This is a genomic window from Sulfitobacter sp. M39 (assembly GCF_021735935.1).
Classification (GTDB): Bacteria; Pseudomonadota; Alphaproteobacteria; order Rhodobacterales; family Rhodobacteraceae; genus Sulfitobacter.
Genome location: NZ_WMDZ01000001.1, coordinates 581,909 through 597,847, shown reverse-complemented (window position 1 = coordinate 597,847; position 15,939 = coordinate 581,909). Strand labels below are relative to the sequence as shown.

Below are 15,939 nucleotides of genomic sequence, written 5' to 3'. Positions count from 1 at the left end.
ACGTAGTTCACATTCCGTTGCAACGGGCCGCAGTTGTGTCTTGCGGCTTTGATCCCCCGATTTCGCAGGCTAAGACTGTCACACCCGCCTGATAGAAAGTCATTCGATGTATCGACACGATATCCCGCTGACCCAAGACCTGGTGCTGATCGGCGGCGGGCATGCCCATGCGTTGGTGCTACGCAAATGGGGGATGAACCCGCTACCGGGCGCGCGGTTGACCGTCATCAATCCCGGCCCTACGGCCCCATATACAGGTATGCTGCCGGGCTATATCGCGGGCCACTATTCACGTGAAACACTTGAAATCGACCTTGTCCGGCTGTGCCGCTTTGCGGGCGCGCGTCTGATCCTGTCCCACGCCACAGATATCGATCGCACTGCGCGTCTGGTTCATGTCGAAGACCGCGCTCCTATTGCATATGATGTTGCCTCCTTTGATATTGGGATCACCGCTAAAATGGGTATCCCTGGGTTTGATGGTTTTGCTGTCGGTGCAAAGCCACTTGATGTCTACGCCAAACGCTGGCGCGATTTCCTTGCCGCGGTGACGAGCGGCGATATAGAGCCCGAAATCGCCGTGATCGGCGGCGGTATCGCCGGTTGCGAGCTTTCTCTCGCGATGGCCCATGCTGTACGCAGCAAGGGGATCGAGCCACGCGTGACCTTGCTACATTCCGGTCCCACCCTATCGGGCCTAAGCAATCGCGCGCGCCACACGGTCGAGGCCAAGCTTCGCGGTGCCAAGGTCACCCTACGCACCGGCGTACGCGTCACGGAAATCGCCGCCGATCATGTCGTTCTGGGCAACGGCGACAAAATCCCCTCTCAATTAACGGTCGGCACGGCAGGTGCCTTCCCGTATGAGTGGCTGACGCAAACGGACCTCCCCCTGCGTGATGGGTTCATTGAAACAACGCCCGACCTGTCACTTCCCGGGGACCTAACAGTATTCGCCGTGGGTGACTGCGCGGCAATGCCCTTTGCCCCACGCCCCAAAGCTGGCGTGTTTGCCGTTCGCGCAGCACCCATCCTGTATCACAACCTTCGCGCAGCCCTCACCAATGGTCCCCGCAAGCCCTTCAAACCACAAAAACGTTACCTAAAGCTTATCTCCCTTGGGGAAAAATCGGCTTTGGCAGAAAAATTCGATCTTGCATTCTCGGGGCCTGCGTTATGGCGCTGGAAAGACCGGATCGACCGCGCCTTCATGGATAAACTTGACGATCTACCATCGATGCAACCACCCGCTTTGCCAGATACACTCGCGACTGGTGCGCGCGAAATATTAGCGTCGAAGCCTTTGTGTGGTGGCTGTGGTGCGAAGGTCGGAAATACTGCTTTGCGGCACGGGCTATCGGTGCTTCAAAAACCAACGGGTGGTGCAATTTTGTCCGTTCCCGGCGATGATGCCGCGGTACTCAAACAACCCGGCGGCGGCTTTCAGGTCATCAGCGCTGACCATTTGCGCGCCTTGATCCACGACCCGGCATTGATGGCGCGCATTGCGGCAGTTCATGCATTAGGCGACATCTGGGCCATGGGCGCGCAACCCCAAGCGGCGCTCTCAAGTATCGTGTTGCCCCATATGTCGCAGCAACTTCAGACCCGGACGCTGCAAGAAATCACAGCTGCCGCCCGCGAGATATTCGACCGCGCAGGCGCGGCGATTGTCGGGGGGCACACGACGATGGGTGCCGAAATGACCATCGGATTCACCGTTACCGGAACGCGCGAAACGCAACCTATATCTTTGTCTGGTGCGCAGGCTGGCGATTGCCTTGTGCTGACACGGCCCATCGGCTCTGGGATAATTATGGCCGCGCATATGGAGGGCACAGCTGCGGGGGCAGACGTCACACAAGCCTTGGACGAGATGGCCGAGCCGCAGGACCGCCAAGCTTTTCATTTGCGCAGTGCTAATGCCATGACAGATGTCACTGGCTTTGGCCTCGCAGGTCATATCGCTGCCATCTGCCGGGCATCACATCTAAGCGCTGAAATCTTTACGGATGCCGTCCCTACCTATTCCGGGGCCCGAGACCTATCCGATCGTGGTGTGCAATCTTCTCTATTCCAACCGAATGTTGACAACGCACCCACGCGCGGGCGTCGCGATCCACTTGTTTATGACCCTCAGACAGCGGGTGGCTTGCTTGCAGCACTGTCGCCAACTGAAGCCCAAGTCGCGATTAACAACATGGCCGCCGAAGGTAAAAAAACCTGGATCATCGGCCGTCTAACCGAAGGCGAAGGGCCTACTACGCTGGTGTAGGTAAATTGCCAATTGAGCATAAGCGTGCAAAAGGATCACTAGTCGGCAAGCATATACCTGAAAAACACGTTTTTAATCATATGGTTAATTTAAGTTCCACATTCATCTTCAATCATAAGCATGCAGCCGGGAAGAATAAACGTGCATGCCAAAAAAATGCCCGCCAAGGGCGAGCATCTTTTGGGAAGAACTGGGGTAATTTTAGCTATGAATTGATTTCAAATAGTCTTTGAGAGTCGAACGCCGTCAGGAAATCGGGTGCGGTGAATGGCGAGGATCGCATCAAAGTGCCTGTTTTTGCGGCGAACTGTACGGCAAAGTCATTTACCTCAAGCTCATTTTTACCAGATAGTTTTACTTCTACTAACGTCTTGATCAACAACTCGATTACAAGCCCCCATCGGTGGGAGCATGCATGATCAAGGCGCGCCAAAAAGTCTGGGGTAACAAGTTCGTCGATATTCATCTCGACGCTATCAGCATAGCAGTACAAGAGTTTCACGAGTTGGTCACTGTCCCGTTTTAGTCTAATCTCATCAAAATGGACTGGGTCAACGAGCTTCTCAAGCTGTTCGTACGAACGAATATAATTGGAGAGGGTCGGAACACCCGACAAAATCAGCATCATTGGCCAATGCCGGTCTTTCATCATCGACTTGAAACTATCAAGAAAAATTTTGTTAGATTTCGCGCCATCGATAAAGACATGCTGGCATTCATCATAATGAACACCGATGACACCTTGTCTCTCGGCTTGATCTACAACTCTTTTCCAAATGTACTCCTGTGTCCGGGTCCGGTGAAGATCATATCCAAGCGCCCTAAGTGTTTTGATGCCAAGATCCTTGAACGTGACTTGACCAGAAAGAAGACAACTGAATAGCCCCTAGTTTCCTAGACACCTTCTTGGTTCACATTGAACTGTCTGTTTTCGAAGTCGACAGGCGACAGCATACCGTTTCTGACATGTTTGCGTTTCGGGTCATAGAACATTTCGATGTAGTCGAAGATGTCCTGCCTGGCCTGCTCGCGGGTCTTATATGTTTGACGCCGGACGCGTTCCCGTTTGAGCAGGTTGAAGAAGCTCTCAGGCAAGTCTTTGTCCGCCATTGGTCCGAGGACAATGGACGCGCGCATTGAAGCTCCTATATTCGTCAAGCCTTGATCTGGGACGATTTTGCGGCGCAAAGCTGGCTATAAATTTCGCGCACGATGTAGCGTTTTTAGGCAACGAATAATCTCGCTCTTGCTCTTCCCGTCTTTTGTGCGTTTCTTGATATAAGCCAGTGTCGGTTCGTGGCTTCGCATCCTGACAATGGCAACACGATAGAGGGCAGCATTGGCCTGGCGATTGCCGCCCCGGTTCAGTCGGAACCGATGTGTTTTCCCACTCGATGCCGGAATGGGACAAACCCCGCAAAGCTTAGCGAAGGCAGCCTCTGATCGAATGCGTGTTGGATCATCGCCAACGAGGATCAGCATCTCTGCGACCGTCAATGTGGCAATGCCGTGAGATGCCATTAACTCTGGTGCGCGTTCTGCGACAAGCCGTTCCAGTTCCTTATCGTGCGCGATAATCTCTTCGTGCAGCCACAGCCAACGACGCGCCAATGCACGCATGGCGGCTTTAGCAGAGGCCAATGGATTGTCGATATCACCAGGTCGAAAGGCGGCGATGTGCCGGATTAGTGCGATTTTCCCACGGATATGATTCAGTGCGTCGCGCAAATCGGCGGGTGCATTTATGATTAGTGTTTTCAGGGTGACCATTGCCTGCGAGCGCGATTTAACAGCGGTATCACGTGCAATCTTCAGATGGCGGATCATTTCTGATGACCCCGTCTGTGTCTTCGGTCGTGCCGTAGCTTGCCCAGAAAGAACGGAACGTGCGGCACCTTCCGCGTCCAAACTATCTGTCTTGCCCTGTGTGTATCGCAATTGTCGATTTGGCCGTGTGACCTCAATGACATTGTGGCCGTGGGCGAGCAACGACCGCGAAAGACCTGCGCCGTAAGAACCGGTGCCTTCAATCCCGAATGCCTGAACTTTCCCAAGAGACTGAGACCAACGCTCCAAATCTAAATACCCCTTCGGATTGGTTGGAATGGAGAGCGTCGCTAAGCGGGTGCCTTGCGTATCAATCGCCACAGCGACGTGGCTGGCCTTGTGCGTGTCGATGCCGATAATTACTGGATGTGTAGTCTTCATGATGCCCTCTTTGCTAAGAATGCCCAGGCACCGATCCGAGGGGGCAGGACTGTGATGGGGCGTACCCGTCAGGCTCCTATAAGGTCACATCTCGCCCGTTGCCGGGGCGACTTGATGGTCGACACGTCAACGCAATGACACGCAGTCAATCGTAACATGGGTCAGGCCATCAAGCCGCAATACCATACTCACAGTCATGACAATTCCCGCGCCTGCTCATCGAGTGTTCGATATTGTGGGCCCGCAGAAACGCCGCCCAGTCCCTGCTGGTGTATTGTGAACCTTGATCCGTGTGGATCAGGACGCGTCGCTTAGGTTTGCGTCGCCAGACAGCCATCAGAAGGGCTTGCAGCACGAGGTCTGTTGGTTGCCGCGATTGTGTCGCCCAGCCGATCACACGTCGTGAGTAGAGGTCGATGATAACCGCCAGATAGAGGAACCCCTCATAGGTTTTGATGTAAGTAATATCGGACACCCAGGCGGTGTCTGGCGCTGTCACATCAAACTGCCGGTCTAACGTGTTGTCGACGACGACTGACGGCCTTCCACCATACTTGCCCGGCTTACGTTTGTAACCAATCTCAGCGCGGATCCCAGCCAAACGGGCCAACCTAGCAACACGGTTTGGGCAACTGGTCTTGACCTGCCCCCCGAGTCTCCCTCATTCATAGTGAGAGTTTGCGGGTTTGGATTTCATATTCTTCATCGTCATTTTGGGCAAGCGCGTCGTGTGCGGTGCCCTCAAATTGCTCAAGCGCACGGCGCGCTTCAGCAGGTGCTTGGTTTCCGAGTGATGAGTGCGGTCTGACGTTGTTGTAATCGTATCGCCAGAGAGCCAGCTTGCGGCGAGCATCATCCAAGGTGTCGAAGATCTCCTCGTTGAGCAGCTCGTCGCGCAGACTGCCGTTGAAGCTTTCGATGAAGGCATTCTGCTGCGGTTTGCCCGGATCGATATAATGCCAATCAACATCGTTATCGCCAGCCCACTTCAGGATCGCACGACTGGTGAACTCTGTGCCGTTATCACTGACGATACAGGCAGGCTTCCCATAAACGCGCACAAGCGCATCTAACTCGCGTGCCACCCTCGCACCTGAGATGCTGGTATCGGCCATCAGGCACAGGTTCTCACGGCAGCAGTCGTCATTCACTGCCAGCATGCGGAACTTGCGCCCCTCTCATGGTTTGTAAACAAACCACTGCCGGGCAGCGGATGCGCCGAACGTATCAGACACAAAATCCAACGACCAACGCTCGCCTGGTCGCAAAGCCACAGGCATAGGTGTCCGCGATCCACGCGCACGTTTACGGCCTCTGCGCCGCCTGACACCCGGCTTTTCCTCGGTGTAGAGACGATACAGCTTCTTGTGGTTCATAATCATGCCTTTGCGTTCCAACAGCACGCCAATCCGGCGATAGCCGAACCGACGCCGTTTGCTGGCAATCGCTTTCATCTCTTCGCGAACTTCAGGATTATCCGGCGGCTTGTCGCGCCGAACGGTCTTGGGATCGACACCGACCAGCCTGCACGCACGACGTTGCGAGATATCATGATCCCGCATCGCCTTGCGTGCTACAGCCCGTCGCACATTCGGTGTCGTCAGCTCTTTCCCAGCAAATCCTTCAGAACAACGTTATCGAGCATCGTATCGGCCAGCAGACGCTTCAGCTTCGCGTTCTCATCTTCCAGCGATTTAAGCCGGTGGGTGTCTGACACGTTCATGCCGCCATACTTGGCTTTGAGCTTGTAAAACGACGCCGGGCTCAGGCCATGCCTACGACACACCTCTGCCGTCGGCATCCCAGCTTCCTGTTCTTTGATCATCCCGATTATTTGGGCTTCGGTAAATCGGCTCTGTCGCATTTGTTTGCTCCTTCAAAGCTTGAGCAAACTCTACATTAAACTGAGGGAAGTTTCGGGGGGCAGGTCGGCACCTATAGTCCGCTGAAGCTTCATCGCGTGTCTTTCTTCTTAGATGCTGGATTGGAAGGCGGGAGCCCTATGGGCTTTGGATTCGATGGGTCGATGCTAATCCCCCGAACTCCCTCAGTTTCTACGCCTGACGCAGCGATGGATTGTTTCAACTGCGTCAAGGCTGCGATGATGTTGGGAGGGTTGGCACTGGATGCATCAACCCACGGAATGATGGGATTTGGCGAGTTAAAATCATCCGGCTACTTCAGATACACCCGCGCATTGGGCTCCGAGGCCCAAATCAGTCAAGCCCTCCAAGAAGGCGGCGCTGGTGGCCAGCTAAATATTTCGTTGCTATCTCCAAGGCGAATTACCGAGAAGGAAGTTGGGGATGCTTACGCCGAGGGCCAGAAGGTCTTCAGCCATTTGACCAAGCTTAACGCCGCATACCTCTCTTTGGCATATTCCAGCCTGCGCCGCTCGGAAACACGTAATGCTCTAGTCTTTGGCTGGGTGGCCTGCGAGCAAGTCATCCAACAAATATGGGACGAATTCTTGATTGGAAATCAAGACATTTACGGCACGGAAAAGCGAAGGAAGGGCCTTAAAGCAACGAGAAATGTCGCGCCAATGTTGGAGCTTTTGGCGTTGGCCAAGATAATCTCAGAAGATGCCTATGAAACGCTAGCCGTCGCGCGGAAAGCTAGGAATGATTTTGCCCACAAGGGCGGGGCAGTAACTTTCGACAGCGCTTTTGAATACGTATCGGGCCTAATCCTGTTGATACAAGAATTCGCTGAACTTAAGGGGGTTTCGACGGGCACCTCGCACCTTTTAGAGATCTTCGATGCAAGCGAAGGAAAAGATGCAAAACACTCAGCCAAGGAGGCAACCAAAGCGGAAAATGTCGACTGGGAAAGCGTCAAGTATTGGCGTGAGATGTATAAGATTCCAGGCGATGAAAAATGGGAAGGAGACGATAGTCTTTTGGATGGCATCGAGCTCATGGATGCAACTGAGGAAGCAAACGAGAAGGATGATTGATGGTTCGATAGCTGCTTAACCGACCCGTGAAATCACTCCGACCATTATCTGAGATTTGGAAAGGCATCCCTATCCCACCTTGGAGCGTCTCTCAACGAACACCCACTCCCCGCCCTTTGCGTCGGAGCCAAGCGTTGATGCTGCACTTGGTAGGAATGTCGAAGAAGGGTGGGGCCGGTCATTCGGTTGGTCGCGCTGAAACCTGCAAGATCAAGATTTGTGTGCCGCACCGCCGCAAGTCTGGTGTGAGCCCAATCTGCCGAATGCTGCGCCGCGAGCGAACGGCGGCTTCGATGGCCCGAGTCGCGATGATCTTTTGCCGTTTCATGCTAGTCGGAGCCAGATCGGGAGGCTTGCGGTGTGCTTGGTCGGTTGCCGGGCATCACCTTGCTTTTCTTCTTGGTTTCCCCGATGCTGAGAGCTAAATGCAGTGACTCCACAAATGGATTGCCAAATGTCTCATCGTTTTGAACTTGTCGGCGTCGCCGTGCTGGCCGCTCTTCTGGTTTCACCGGTCTTTGCTCAAGGTCACGATGGCCCGCCGCCCGGTGACGGCGGTCCGCCGCCGATGTCGGAGGAGGATCAGGCGCTGAGCGAAGCGCTTCAGGCGCGCATGGGCGACACCAGCACGTTAATGGAGACAGTGCCGATTCCCGACAGCGCCGCAGACTGCGGCGATACGTCGGGCTATGAGCGGATGCTGTGCTTGATTGATCTGCTGAAGGCGGACGCGTCGGAGGATATCCTCGAGCACCTGCAACATGACTATTCTCGCACTGAAGCGGAATACTGGAGCAACTTGCCCGCTGGGGCCTTTCCTAAGCGACCAGGTGTTCTTCTGGGCGAGTTGAATACCAAGCAACGCGGGCTGGTCAAGGCGATCATGATGGAAGCCACAAGCGGTGAAATCGACGAGGGCTGGGACGAGATGGTCCAGACCCTGAACGCCGACGACTACATCAACACCGTCAGCACCGACTACAAGGCCGGCTATTCCTCTTTCAACACCAAGTTCGCTTTCCTTGGCACGCCCGGGACGACCGGCGTATGGGAGCTCTATTACGGCGGGCACCACGTGGCGTTTGCCAATACCTATGTCGACGGGGAGTTGGCTGGGGCCACGCCGTCCTTCCGTGGCGTCGAACCTTTCCCCTATTTCGAAATGAACGGTCGGGTGAACCAGCCCCTGACGCAGGAACGTCACGCCTTTGCTACGCTGCTCAGCGCACTGTCGGAGGATCAACGCGCAGGTGCCGAACTGGAAGGAACCTACCGCGACATCCTCGCCGGGCCACAGTCCGATGACGCGATCCCGCACAGCTTCGAGGGTCTGCCGGTCTCCGAATTGGACGAGGATCAGACCGCCCTGCTTCTGGCCGCGATCGAGACCTATGTCGGTGATATTTCCGACACCGAGGCCGCAGACTACATGGAAAAATACACATCCGAATTGCCCGAAACTTATCTCGGCTACTCCGGCACACCGCAAATGAGCGCGGAGGATGACTACGTCCGGGTGCATGGGCCGTCGCTCTGGATCGAGTTCTCCTTGCAGTCGAACAAGTCTACCGAGAAGGTGGGGAACCACCCGCATTCGGTCTGGCGTGATCTGACAGACGATTACGGCGGACAGAAAAAGTGATCTGGCGCTCGGGCCTGCTCGCGCTTGTGGTATTTATCGGCAGTATCGGGGCTGTGCTGGCACATGCCTTGCCCGGCAGCGTTCTCCTGTTGCGACAGCAAGGATCCGCATTGCAGTTGACCATCCAATTCCCATTGGACGATCTGATTATCGCGGCGCCGGAGCTTTCCGCTTTGGAGGAGTTGCCATCAGGCCAGCCGTTGCCTCAGGAACTTGCCGCGGCCCTGGCGCTCTATCTCGGGCACCACCTTGCTGTGACAAAAGCAAGTTCCCCTTTAGCACTGGCAATGAGCGATGCGCGAATTCAGTTCACATACCACGACCATCTCGGTCACTTTGCCCTTGTTATCAGCCAGTGGCAAATGGCGGATGACGGGGATCGTTCAACCCCACTAATACTGACATACGACGCGGTTATGCACGAGGTGCGCAATCACCGTGCCGCGGTTCTATGGGGTGAACAGAACGGAGAATTGCGCCCGATTTTAGAGTTCGGCTACCTCGGCGCAGCCGGTGGCGTTCCGCTCAATCCGACCGCGGCCGGTCCGGAGTGAGCGAGATCCAGAACCAGCTCCGATATCCATCGTCCTCGGAGTGACATGAGCTCAGGCAGACGCCAGGAAGAGACCCGGCATGTTTACATGTTTATGCGGGCCAAACGGACCTTGGTGTGAGATGCAGCGAACGGCAGAAAGGTCCCGCAGAGGCGAGCTTGACCCTCGGACAATGCTGCACGAAGCACGAATGGGTGGTTTGGCTAAGCTGCGTTGCGGCATCGGAACTGACTGCGAAGGTCGGCTCTGGGCCGTTTCCGCTCGGCGAAAATTTCTGAACGCACCAAACAAATCTATTGACAGTCATTTGCATCTAATAGCGGCGATTTGCACGCTTATGCTCCATTGGCATTTAGTGTGACTGGCGATCCCGGGAGGACTCGAACCCCCAACCCCCTGATTAGAAGTCAGGTGCTCTATCCAGTTGAGCTACGGGACCACTCAAGTCTTCTCATAGCTAGTTTGCGTTCGATGATCAAAGCTAAATGTGATCGCAATCTTTCTAGACTGTATTTCCAACCAGTATATCCACTTTTGATATGTTAGCGGCCCCTTGACGCACGCCGATAAGGTTTCAGCCCCAATGGCCACCGGCACTTAGCCGGCGACGATCCCATGTTATACCAGCCCGGACCACACGCGCCGGCGCACCCACGGCCAAGGAGTTCGCGGGGATCGCCCCGAGAACCATGGAACGGCTACCGATCACTGAGTGCTGTCCTATCTGCGCTCCCTTCATGATCCTGACACCATGAGCCAACCAAACATGATCCCCGATTTCGATATTTTGGGGCGGGTTGATCCGCTCCCCTGTTTCTACGTCAATGATCGAATGCATATCACTGACGTCCATGGTGATATCCCCGGACAACATGCAATCCTCACCAATCGTAATCGCGCCCGCTTCGTGCAGACTAAGGTGGGCCATCATGATCGTGGTGTGATCGCCAATGCGAATATGCGTATCACGCGCGCGGCAACGGAATGACCCTGCCAAACTACAATCTGCGCCGATATGAATAGCGCTGCCGTGGTTCCTTAGCTCAACCATGCCAGCGGACATGACCGTACCTTCACCGATCACCACGTGATTATTATGCCCATATATATTAATATGAACCCCATCGGCGCAGGTTGCTGTGGGCGATATATCTACCTGATTATTATGACCATTATCCGTCACCAAAACTCCTTGGTGCGTTTTGCTCACCTATGTCACCTCCATCCAAATCCGAGAAAATTTCTGCTGCAATGCTGACTAAACTTAACCTCCCTTTAAGAGTGAGCGTGCTGATCTAGAGCTCTATCAACGCAACATAGAATCGAAATGATTGATTTTGTATAAACAGCTCACAGCTCTTTTTGCCCGCTACATTGCCGCTCACTTCAAGGCAGATGGGCAGCCAATGCATATTGTTGACCCTTCCGGTGCAACCGCAGGGGCCATCGACGTCCTGAACGTGCAAGAAGGAAATTTAAGACTGGCAGGATGGACGTTCGCAGATGACATCATACTGCACATGAACGGCATCAAAGTGAGCACAAAAGCCGATTTAGTACGTGACGATGTGACCAAAGCATTCGGGGGGAAACGCCAAGTCGGATTTGACTTAGTCGCGCCGCTTGGCCCCACAGGTTTGCACGAAATTGCGCGTTTCGGCGTGGAATTTCACCGGGTCCGTGAACCGTCATGGACGGTTGCAACAAACCTCAAATTTTCTCGTCTGTGGTGGATACGAACGCGGTTGGTGTTTCAATTTCTCATCGCCCTGACACTGCAAATCCCCGCCTACATCAGTTGGTGCGTTAAAAGAGACCCCGCATATCGCGCTCAGATCAAGCGGGGCTTGACGCTGTGCACCGTCCACCATGCGCGCGAGCTTGATCCCGACCTATTTCGGACCAAAGTTCCCCCCGATACAACCGCATCCGTAACCATCATACTTCCGGTATTTAACGCGCACGATCTATTGAAGGAGGCGTTGCAACGTATCGTCAAAAACACGGATCTTCCGTGGCGGATTATTCTGGTCGAGGATTACTCAACGGACAAACGCGTTCTACCTTTGCTGCGCGAATGGTGCCTTTCAAACACAAGCCGTGCAACACTCCTTGAAAACGACCAGAATCTCGGCTTCGTGAAAAGCGTAAACAAAGGCCTGCACTACGCGCAGCGTTGGTCCGACACCGTCATTTTGCTCAATTCAGATGCCTTGGTCCCGGCGAAATGGGCCTCCCGCCTTATTCGGCCTCTCCTGCAGTATCCGCGCGCAGCGACCGCAACTCCCATGTCGAACGACGCGGAAATATTTAATGCACCGCTCATATGCGCTCCCCAAGATTTAGCTACCGGACAAGGCGATCTCATTGACTTGACCGCAGCGCAACTTAACCCCGAATCCTATCGTGTGGCGGTGCCGACAGGCGTGGGGTTTTGTATGGCGATCAACCCCAACTACCTTAAGAAAGTACCACAATTCGATATCAGCTTTGGTCGGGGGTACGGCGAGGAGGTTGATTGGTGTCAGCGAATAAGAGCTTCGGACGGACTACACTATTGCGCGGTTAACCTATTCATAGAACACCGCGGCGGGCAAAGTTTCGGATCAGAAGAGAAATTACGCCTCATTGCGAAGAACAACGCACTCATATCCAGTCGCTACCCCCAATACGACAATGATGTGCAACAGTTTATCGCGTCCGACCCGCTCAAGTCCCCGCGGCTTGCTTTGGCACTGGCTTGGCTTGGCGCTCAGGATATCTACCCTGTCTCGATTTACTTTGCGCATAGTATGGGTGGCGGTGCTGAGGCATATCTTCAACATAGATTGAAATCTAAACACCACGCTTTGGGTCGCGCCGCCGTCGTGATTAGGGTGGGTGGTGCAATGCGGTGGCAGATAGAAGTGCACTGTCAGGGTGGCATGATTTCCGGCGGAACGAACAACCTTGACTATGTCGCCAAACTTTTACGTCCCATAAAAGCGCGAAGGTTGATCTACTCTTGCGCGGTTGGGGATCGCAACGCGCTGTCGGTGCCGGATGCAATACTCACGCTAAGCCATGCCGGTCAGCATACGTTAGAATTTTTGTTTCACGATTACTTTGCAATTTCGCCTGACTACACACTTCTAAACGATAAAGGGGTGTATGATGGCCTCCCGCGGCGTCATAAAAATGACATAGAAGCTGCTAGCGCGCAGATAGGTCTGATTAAATGGCAAAGTGAATGGGAAAAGCTTTTAAAAGTATCGAAAGAAATCATCGTATTCTCTGAAAATAGCAAGGAAATCGTGGAGCAGGCCTATCCAAAGTATTCGGAGAAGATCCAAGTCAGGCCACATAGAGTTTCGCAAGAGCTGACCCGCATTCCGCCGCCTGTCGGCCAAAAACGTCGTGTAATCGGTGTATTGGGCGACATTGGGCTTCAAAAAGGGGCCAAGGTAATCAGCCGGGCTGCTGGCGCGATTGATGCGCAAGGCGTGGGTCTAGTCATCGTCGGAAACTTCGACCCCGCCATTCCTCTCTCCCCCTCAGTACCTATCCACGGGAGGTATATTATATCGGATCTTGGCAAAATCGCAGCCCGATATGGCGTGACAGATTGGTTAATACCTTCCGTCTGGCCAGAAACATTCTCGTTTACCACGCATGAAGCCTTGGCGACTGGTTTACCTACACACGCATATGCGATCGGCGCGCAGGGTGATGCGGTTGCCAACGCCAAAAATGGATTTCCTATTCCCTATTCGACCAAAGAAGATCTCGCGGACATTCTACTGGCTCATATTGAAGCCCATATCGTTAAAACTTTGGCAGTGGCTTCATGAGCCAGATCCCTGTTTCTCTGAAGGCTTTGCGAGGTAATGGCATAGAAGTGCTGAACCGGGGTGCCACGACGGTCAATTTGCCTAAGCACACAGTACTGGAAGCCCCGGGAAGCCTAAAATGGACCCAATATGAACACTCCCTGGAAATGGGGGCATTCTCGTATCAAGTTTCAGGCTACAGCTTTGGTGCACGTATAGGCCGATATTGCTCTTTTGGCGAATCTGTTCAAATAGGTCGTCAAAATCACCCGATGGACTGGGCATCAACAAGTCCGGCCTTTTATCTCGGGGACAAAATATTTGATCTTGGTGACAGCTTTGAGGTGGCAGAACACTATCATAATTACAGGATCACCCACAGCAGACCCCCGACACACGTAAAAATCACTACAATTGGAAATGATGTTTGGATCGGTCACGGGGCATATATCGCAGCTGGTGTAACCATTGGCGATGGTGCCGTTGTCGCGGCGCACACTGTCGTAACCCGTGACGTCGCCCCTTATTCTGTTGTTGCTGGAAACCCTGCAGTCATAAAAAGAATGCGCCTTCCCCCAAGCTTCATCACCCTCATGTTAAAGTGTCGCTGGTGGCAGTTCGCGCCGTGGCAAATGGACCACCTTGATCCCTCGGATGTGCTGGAATTTTGTAAAGGCGTGAACAGCATGCTGCAGCATGTCACCCCCTACGCGCCAGAGCGAATTGATCTTCGATCTGGGGGTGCTCAGTGACAAAGATCGTGTTTTTACATATCCCCAAGACCGCAGGCCAATCTGTTCACTCTGAGCTCGTCAAAATTTACGGCAATTCCCGAACCTCTCCTGTCCGCGTGCATCATCAGGCTTCTCCCGAGAAACAATTCCCCGATGGATTCGACCTCTACTCGGGCCATCTGGATTGGCACCGACTCCGCTATACCCAGGATGGTGCCTTTGCCTTTACGATACTGCGCGACCCCTTCGAAAGAATCGCTTCCTTCTATTTTTACCTGCGGAATAAAGCCTCCAGTCTCAGCGACAACACGCTCGCATCGCCAGAACATACTGGACTGCATAAGGTGAAAAATTGCTCGCCCGCCGCATACTTTTTCGAAGGGGAGCCCGCGTGGCAACAGTTTATCAAGGATCACTATGATAACTTTTACTGTAGTTATCTAGCCACGGGCAAAATCCGCGGCGCAGCTGAGGTCAGCCACCTTGCGCCACACACGCTTGTTGAACAGGCGATAAATGGTGCGCGCCAACTTGACAGGATATATCGTGTGAGAAGTCTGAATTTTCTAGAGAAAGACATCTACTCTTTGACGGGGCAGTATCCTTCCCTCGTAAAGACACGCATAAATGCTGGCCCCAAAAGCGTCCAACAAAGTCGGTGGCAAGATCTTATGTCTCTTGTCGACGAAAAATGGGCGCGAGATAAATTGGCCGAATTCGCCTCGTCCGACATCGCCTTTCTCGATCGATTAAACGACGAAGGCTTGTTGATCTGACAAACACTTTAAAATCGCCTCCAGCGCGCAAGAACATGAAGGGCCAAGTCCCCTGCATGTGTCTGTCTGTAAATATCCAACGATGTCAAAGCTGCGCGGTCTCCGGTATTACCTTGCGTTCGCCAGTCCAGAAACCTTAACAACTGATCACGTGCAGTCGCTGTCATGACGGGGACCAACCGGTACATCCCAGCAGCATTTGCATCCACCCATTTCACAAATGTCCCATCGGTGAGGCAAGCAACCCTGCGCCCTATATGGCGACCCGGCGAGCCCAGCAGATTTCCATCATGCTGTCTGTAAAGTATCCCTGGTTGCTCATCATGAATCACGTCGAATCCAGCCGCTGTGATCGCTTGATATATCCACCAATCATGAAAAGGAATCTCGGCACTCTCAGTAGTATGTAAAATGCTACGTAGATAATCAGTCACGATCGGCGGGATCACAATGGTATTCCCCCGCAGGACGTTTTGAACAATCGCATTCCCGAAACGACACGGACGCCCCAACATTTGGGATGCTCCTAATGGCGACATATTTTCATCCACGTAGCGGCTTCGACAGCTGTAGACAGATATCTCTTCGTGGTATCTAAGTCGCGCAACTGCCCGGAAGAGCTTTTGCGGCAGCCAGACATCATCCTGGTCTGATAACGCCACCCATTGGCCCGCTAAGTCGTTGTTGCGCAACATACTAAAGTAGTTTTCAGCAACCCCCCTTTGCGGCCCTTTGAGCAAATGAATATCATGGTCCGGTGTGTTTTCCTTAAATGCGATAAGCTTTGCCCAGGTGGCATCTGTTGACCCGTCGTCGCTTGCCCAAAGGCTCCAGTTCCGGTGTGTTTGCCCACGAAACGAATCCAATTGTTCTGACAAAAAACCGCCTGCGTTCTTTGTGCCCATCAAAATGTGAATTTGCGGTTCACACATCCTAAAACCCATCAAGTTGAATCAACTCTCTTTGAACTAGCTCTTTGAAA

Annotated in this window: 11 protein-coding genes, 1 tRNA gene and 3 pseudogenes; 7 read left to right on the top strand and 8 right to left on the bottom strand. The window is 53.6% G+C overall.

Annotated elements, in window-relative coordinates; genetic code table 11:
* The first annotated feature begins 106 nt into the window (after positions 1-106).
* The gene (selD, locus tag GLP43_RS02820; protein WP_237278121.1) at positions 107-2,275 is read left to right on the top strand and encodes a selenide, water dikinase SelD; all 2,169 of its coding nucleotides are present in this window, start codon (positions 107-109) and stop codon (positions 2,273-2,275) included.
* A 205-nt stretch (positions 2,276-2,480) separates the two neighbouring features.
* On the opposite strand, the gene GLP43_RS02815 is transcribed toward selD, so the two are convergent.
* The 5 genes and pseudogenes from GLP43_RS02815 to GLP43_RS02795 all read right to left on the bottom strand — a co-directional run bounded on the left by GLP43_RS02815 (position 2,481) and on the right by GLP43_RS02795 (position 6,347).
* On the bottom strand, positions 2,481-2,903 hold the full coding sequence (locus tag GLP43_RS02815; protein ID WP_237278120.1) for a hypothetical protein: 423 nt from the start codon (positions 2,901-2,903) through the stop codon (positions 2,481-2,483).
* A 266-nt stretch (positions 2,904-3,169) separates the two neighbouring features.
* Positions 3,170-3,370 (bottom strand): annotated as a pseudogene (locus GLP43_RS02810) (IS3 family transposase); the annotation flags it as partial.
* Between the two features lie 99 nt (positions 3,371-3,469).
* Positions 3,470-4,483 (bottom strand): IS110 family transposase, encoded by a 1,014-nt coding sequence (locus tag GLP43_RS02805; RefSeq protein WP_237278119.1) that lies wholly within the window; start codon positions 4,481-4,483, stop codon positions 3,470-3,472.
* 193 nt (positions 4,484-4,676) lie between these two features.
* Positions 4,677-5,114, bottom strand: a pseudogene (locus GLP43_RS02800) (IS3 family transposase); the annotation flags it as partial.
* A 34-nt stretch (positions 5,115-5,148) separates the two neighbouring features.
* Positions 5,149-6,347 (bottom strand): annotated as a pseudogene (locus GLP43_RS02795) (IS3 family transposase).
* A gap of 138 nt (positions 6,348-6,485) precedes the next feature.
* Here GLP43_RS02795 and GLP43_RS02790 point away from each other — a divergent pair.
* From GLP43_RS02790 to GLP43_RS02780, 3 genes are all read left to right on the top strand, one after another.
* Entirely contained in the window at positions 6,486-7,442 is a 957-nt protein-coding gene (locus GLP43_RS02790) for a hypothetical protein (RefSeq protein ID WP_237278118.1), read from the top strand.
* Positions 7,443-7,896: 454 nt separating this feature from the next.
* Positions 7,897-9,084, top strand: a complete 1,188-nt coding sequence (locus GLP43_RS02785) for a DUF3500 domain-containing protein (RefSeq protein WP_237278117.1) — start codon at positions 7,897-7,899, stop codon at positions 9,082-9,084.
* Positions 9,081-9,638 carry a hypothetical protein gene (locus tag GLP43_RS02780; RefSeq protein ID WP_237278116.1) on the top strand — a complete coding sequence of 186 codons (558 nt, stop codon included), beginning with the start codon at positions 9,081-9,083 and terminating at the stop codon, positions 9,636-9,638. Before GLP43_RS02785 ends, GLP43_RS02780 begins: the two co-directional genes overlap by 4 nt.
* A gap of 362 nt (positions 9,639-10,000) precedes the next feature.
* Here the strand turns inward: GLP43_RS02780 and GLP43_RS02775 are convergent.
* A tRNA-Arg gene (locus GLP43_RS02775) sits at positions 10,001-10,077 on the bottom strand.
* A 135-nt stretch (positions 10,078-10,212) separates the two neighbouring features.
* Positions 10,213-10,821: an acyltransferase gene (locus GLP43_RS02770; protein ID WP_237278115.1), complete on the bottom strand. Its 609-nt coding sequence runs from the start codon at positions 10,819-10,821 to the stop codon at positions 10,213-10,215.
* A gap of 154 nt (positions 10,822-10,975) precedes the next feature.
* Here GLP43_RS02770 and GLP43_RS02765 point away from each other — a divergent pair, with 154 nt between their 5' ends.
* Genes GLP43_RS02765 through GLP43_RS02755 form a run of 3 tightly spaced genes read left to right on the top strand, consistent with a single transcriptional unit; the run spans position 10,976 to position 14,957 of the window.
* Positions 10,976-13,468: a glycosyltransferase gene (locus GLP43_RS02765; protein WP_237278114.1), complete on the top strand. Its 2,493-nt coding sequence runs from the start codon at positions 10,976-10,978 to the stop codon at positions 13,466-13,468.
* Positions 13,465-14,199, top strand: a complete 735-nt coding sequence (locus tag GLP43_RS02760; RefSeq protein ID WP_237278113.1) for a CatB-related O-acetyltransferase — start codon at positions 13,465-13,467, stop codon at positions 14,197-14,199. Before GLP43_RS02765 ends, GLP43_RS02760 begins: the two co-directional genes overlap by 4 nt.
* Positions 14,196-14,957: a sulfotransferase family 2 domain-containing protein gene (locus tag GLP43_RS02755; protein WP_237278112.1), complete on the top strand. Its 762-nt coding sequence runs from the start codon at positions 14,196-14,198 to the stop codon at positions 14,955-14,957. Before GLP43_RS02760 ends, GLP43_RS02755 begins: the two co-directional genes overlap by 4 nt.
* An 8-nt stretch (positions 14,958-14,965) precedes the next feature.
* Here GLP43_RS02755 and GLP43_RS02750 read toward each other — a convergent pair whose 3' ends face one another.
* The gene (locus tag GLP43_RS02750) at positions 14,966-15,889 is read right to left on the bottom strand and encodes a glycosyltransferase (RefSeq protein ID WP_237278111.1); all 924 of its coding nucleotides are present in this window, start codon (positions 15,887-15,889) and stop codon (positions 14,966-14,968) included.
* Between the last annotated feature and the right edge of the window lie 50 nt (positions 15,890-15,939).

Coding starts and splice junctions, on each gene's coding strand:
- selD (WP_237278121.1), top strand. CDS start 107: ATGTATCGACACGATATCCCGCTGACCCAAGACCTGGTGCTGATCGGC.
- GLP43_RS02815 (WP_237278120.1), bottom strand. CDS start 2,903: ATGATGCTGATTTTGTCGGGTGTTCCGACCCTCTCCAATTATATTCGT.
- GLP43_RS02805 (WP_237278119.1), bottom strand. CDS start 4,483: ATGAAGACTACACATCCAGTAATTATCGGCATCGACACGCACAAGGCC.
- GLP43_RS02790 (WP_237278118.1), top strand. CDS start 6,486: ATGGGCTTTGGATTCGATGGGTCGATGCTAATCCCCCGAACTCCCTCA.
- GLP43_RS02785 (WP_237278117.1), top strand. CDS start 7,897: ATGTCTCATCGTTTTGAACTTGTCGGCGTCGCCGTGCTGGCCGCTCTT.
- GLP43_RS02760 (WP_237278113.1), top strand. CDS start 13,465: ATGAGCCAGATCCCTGTTTCTCTGAAGGCTTTGCGAGGTAATGGCATA.
- GLP43_RS02750 (WP_237278111.1), bottom strand. CDS start 15,889: ATGTGTGAACCGCAAATTCACATTTTGATGGGCACAAAGAACGCAGGC.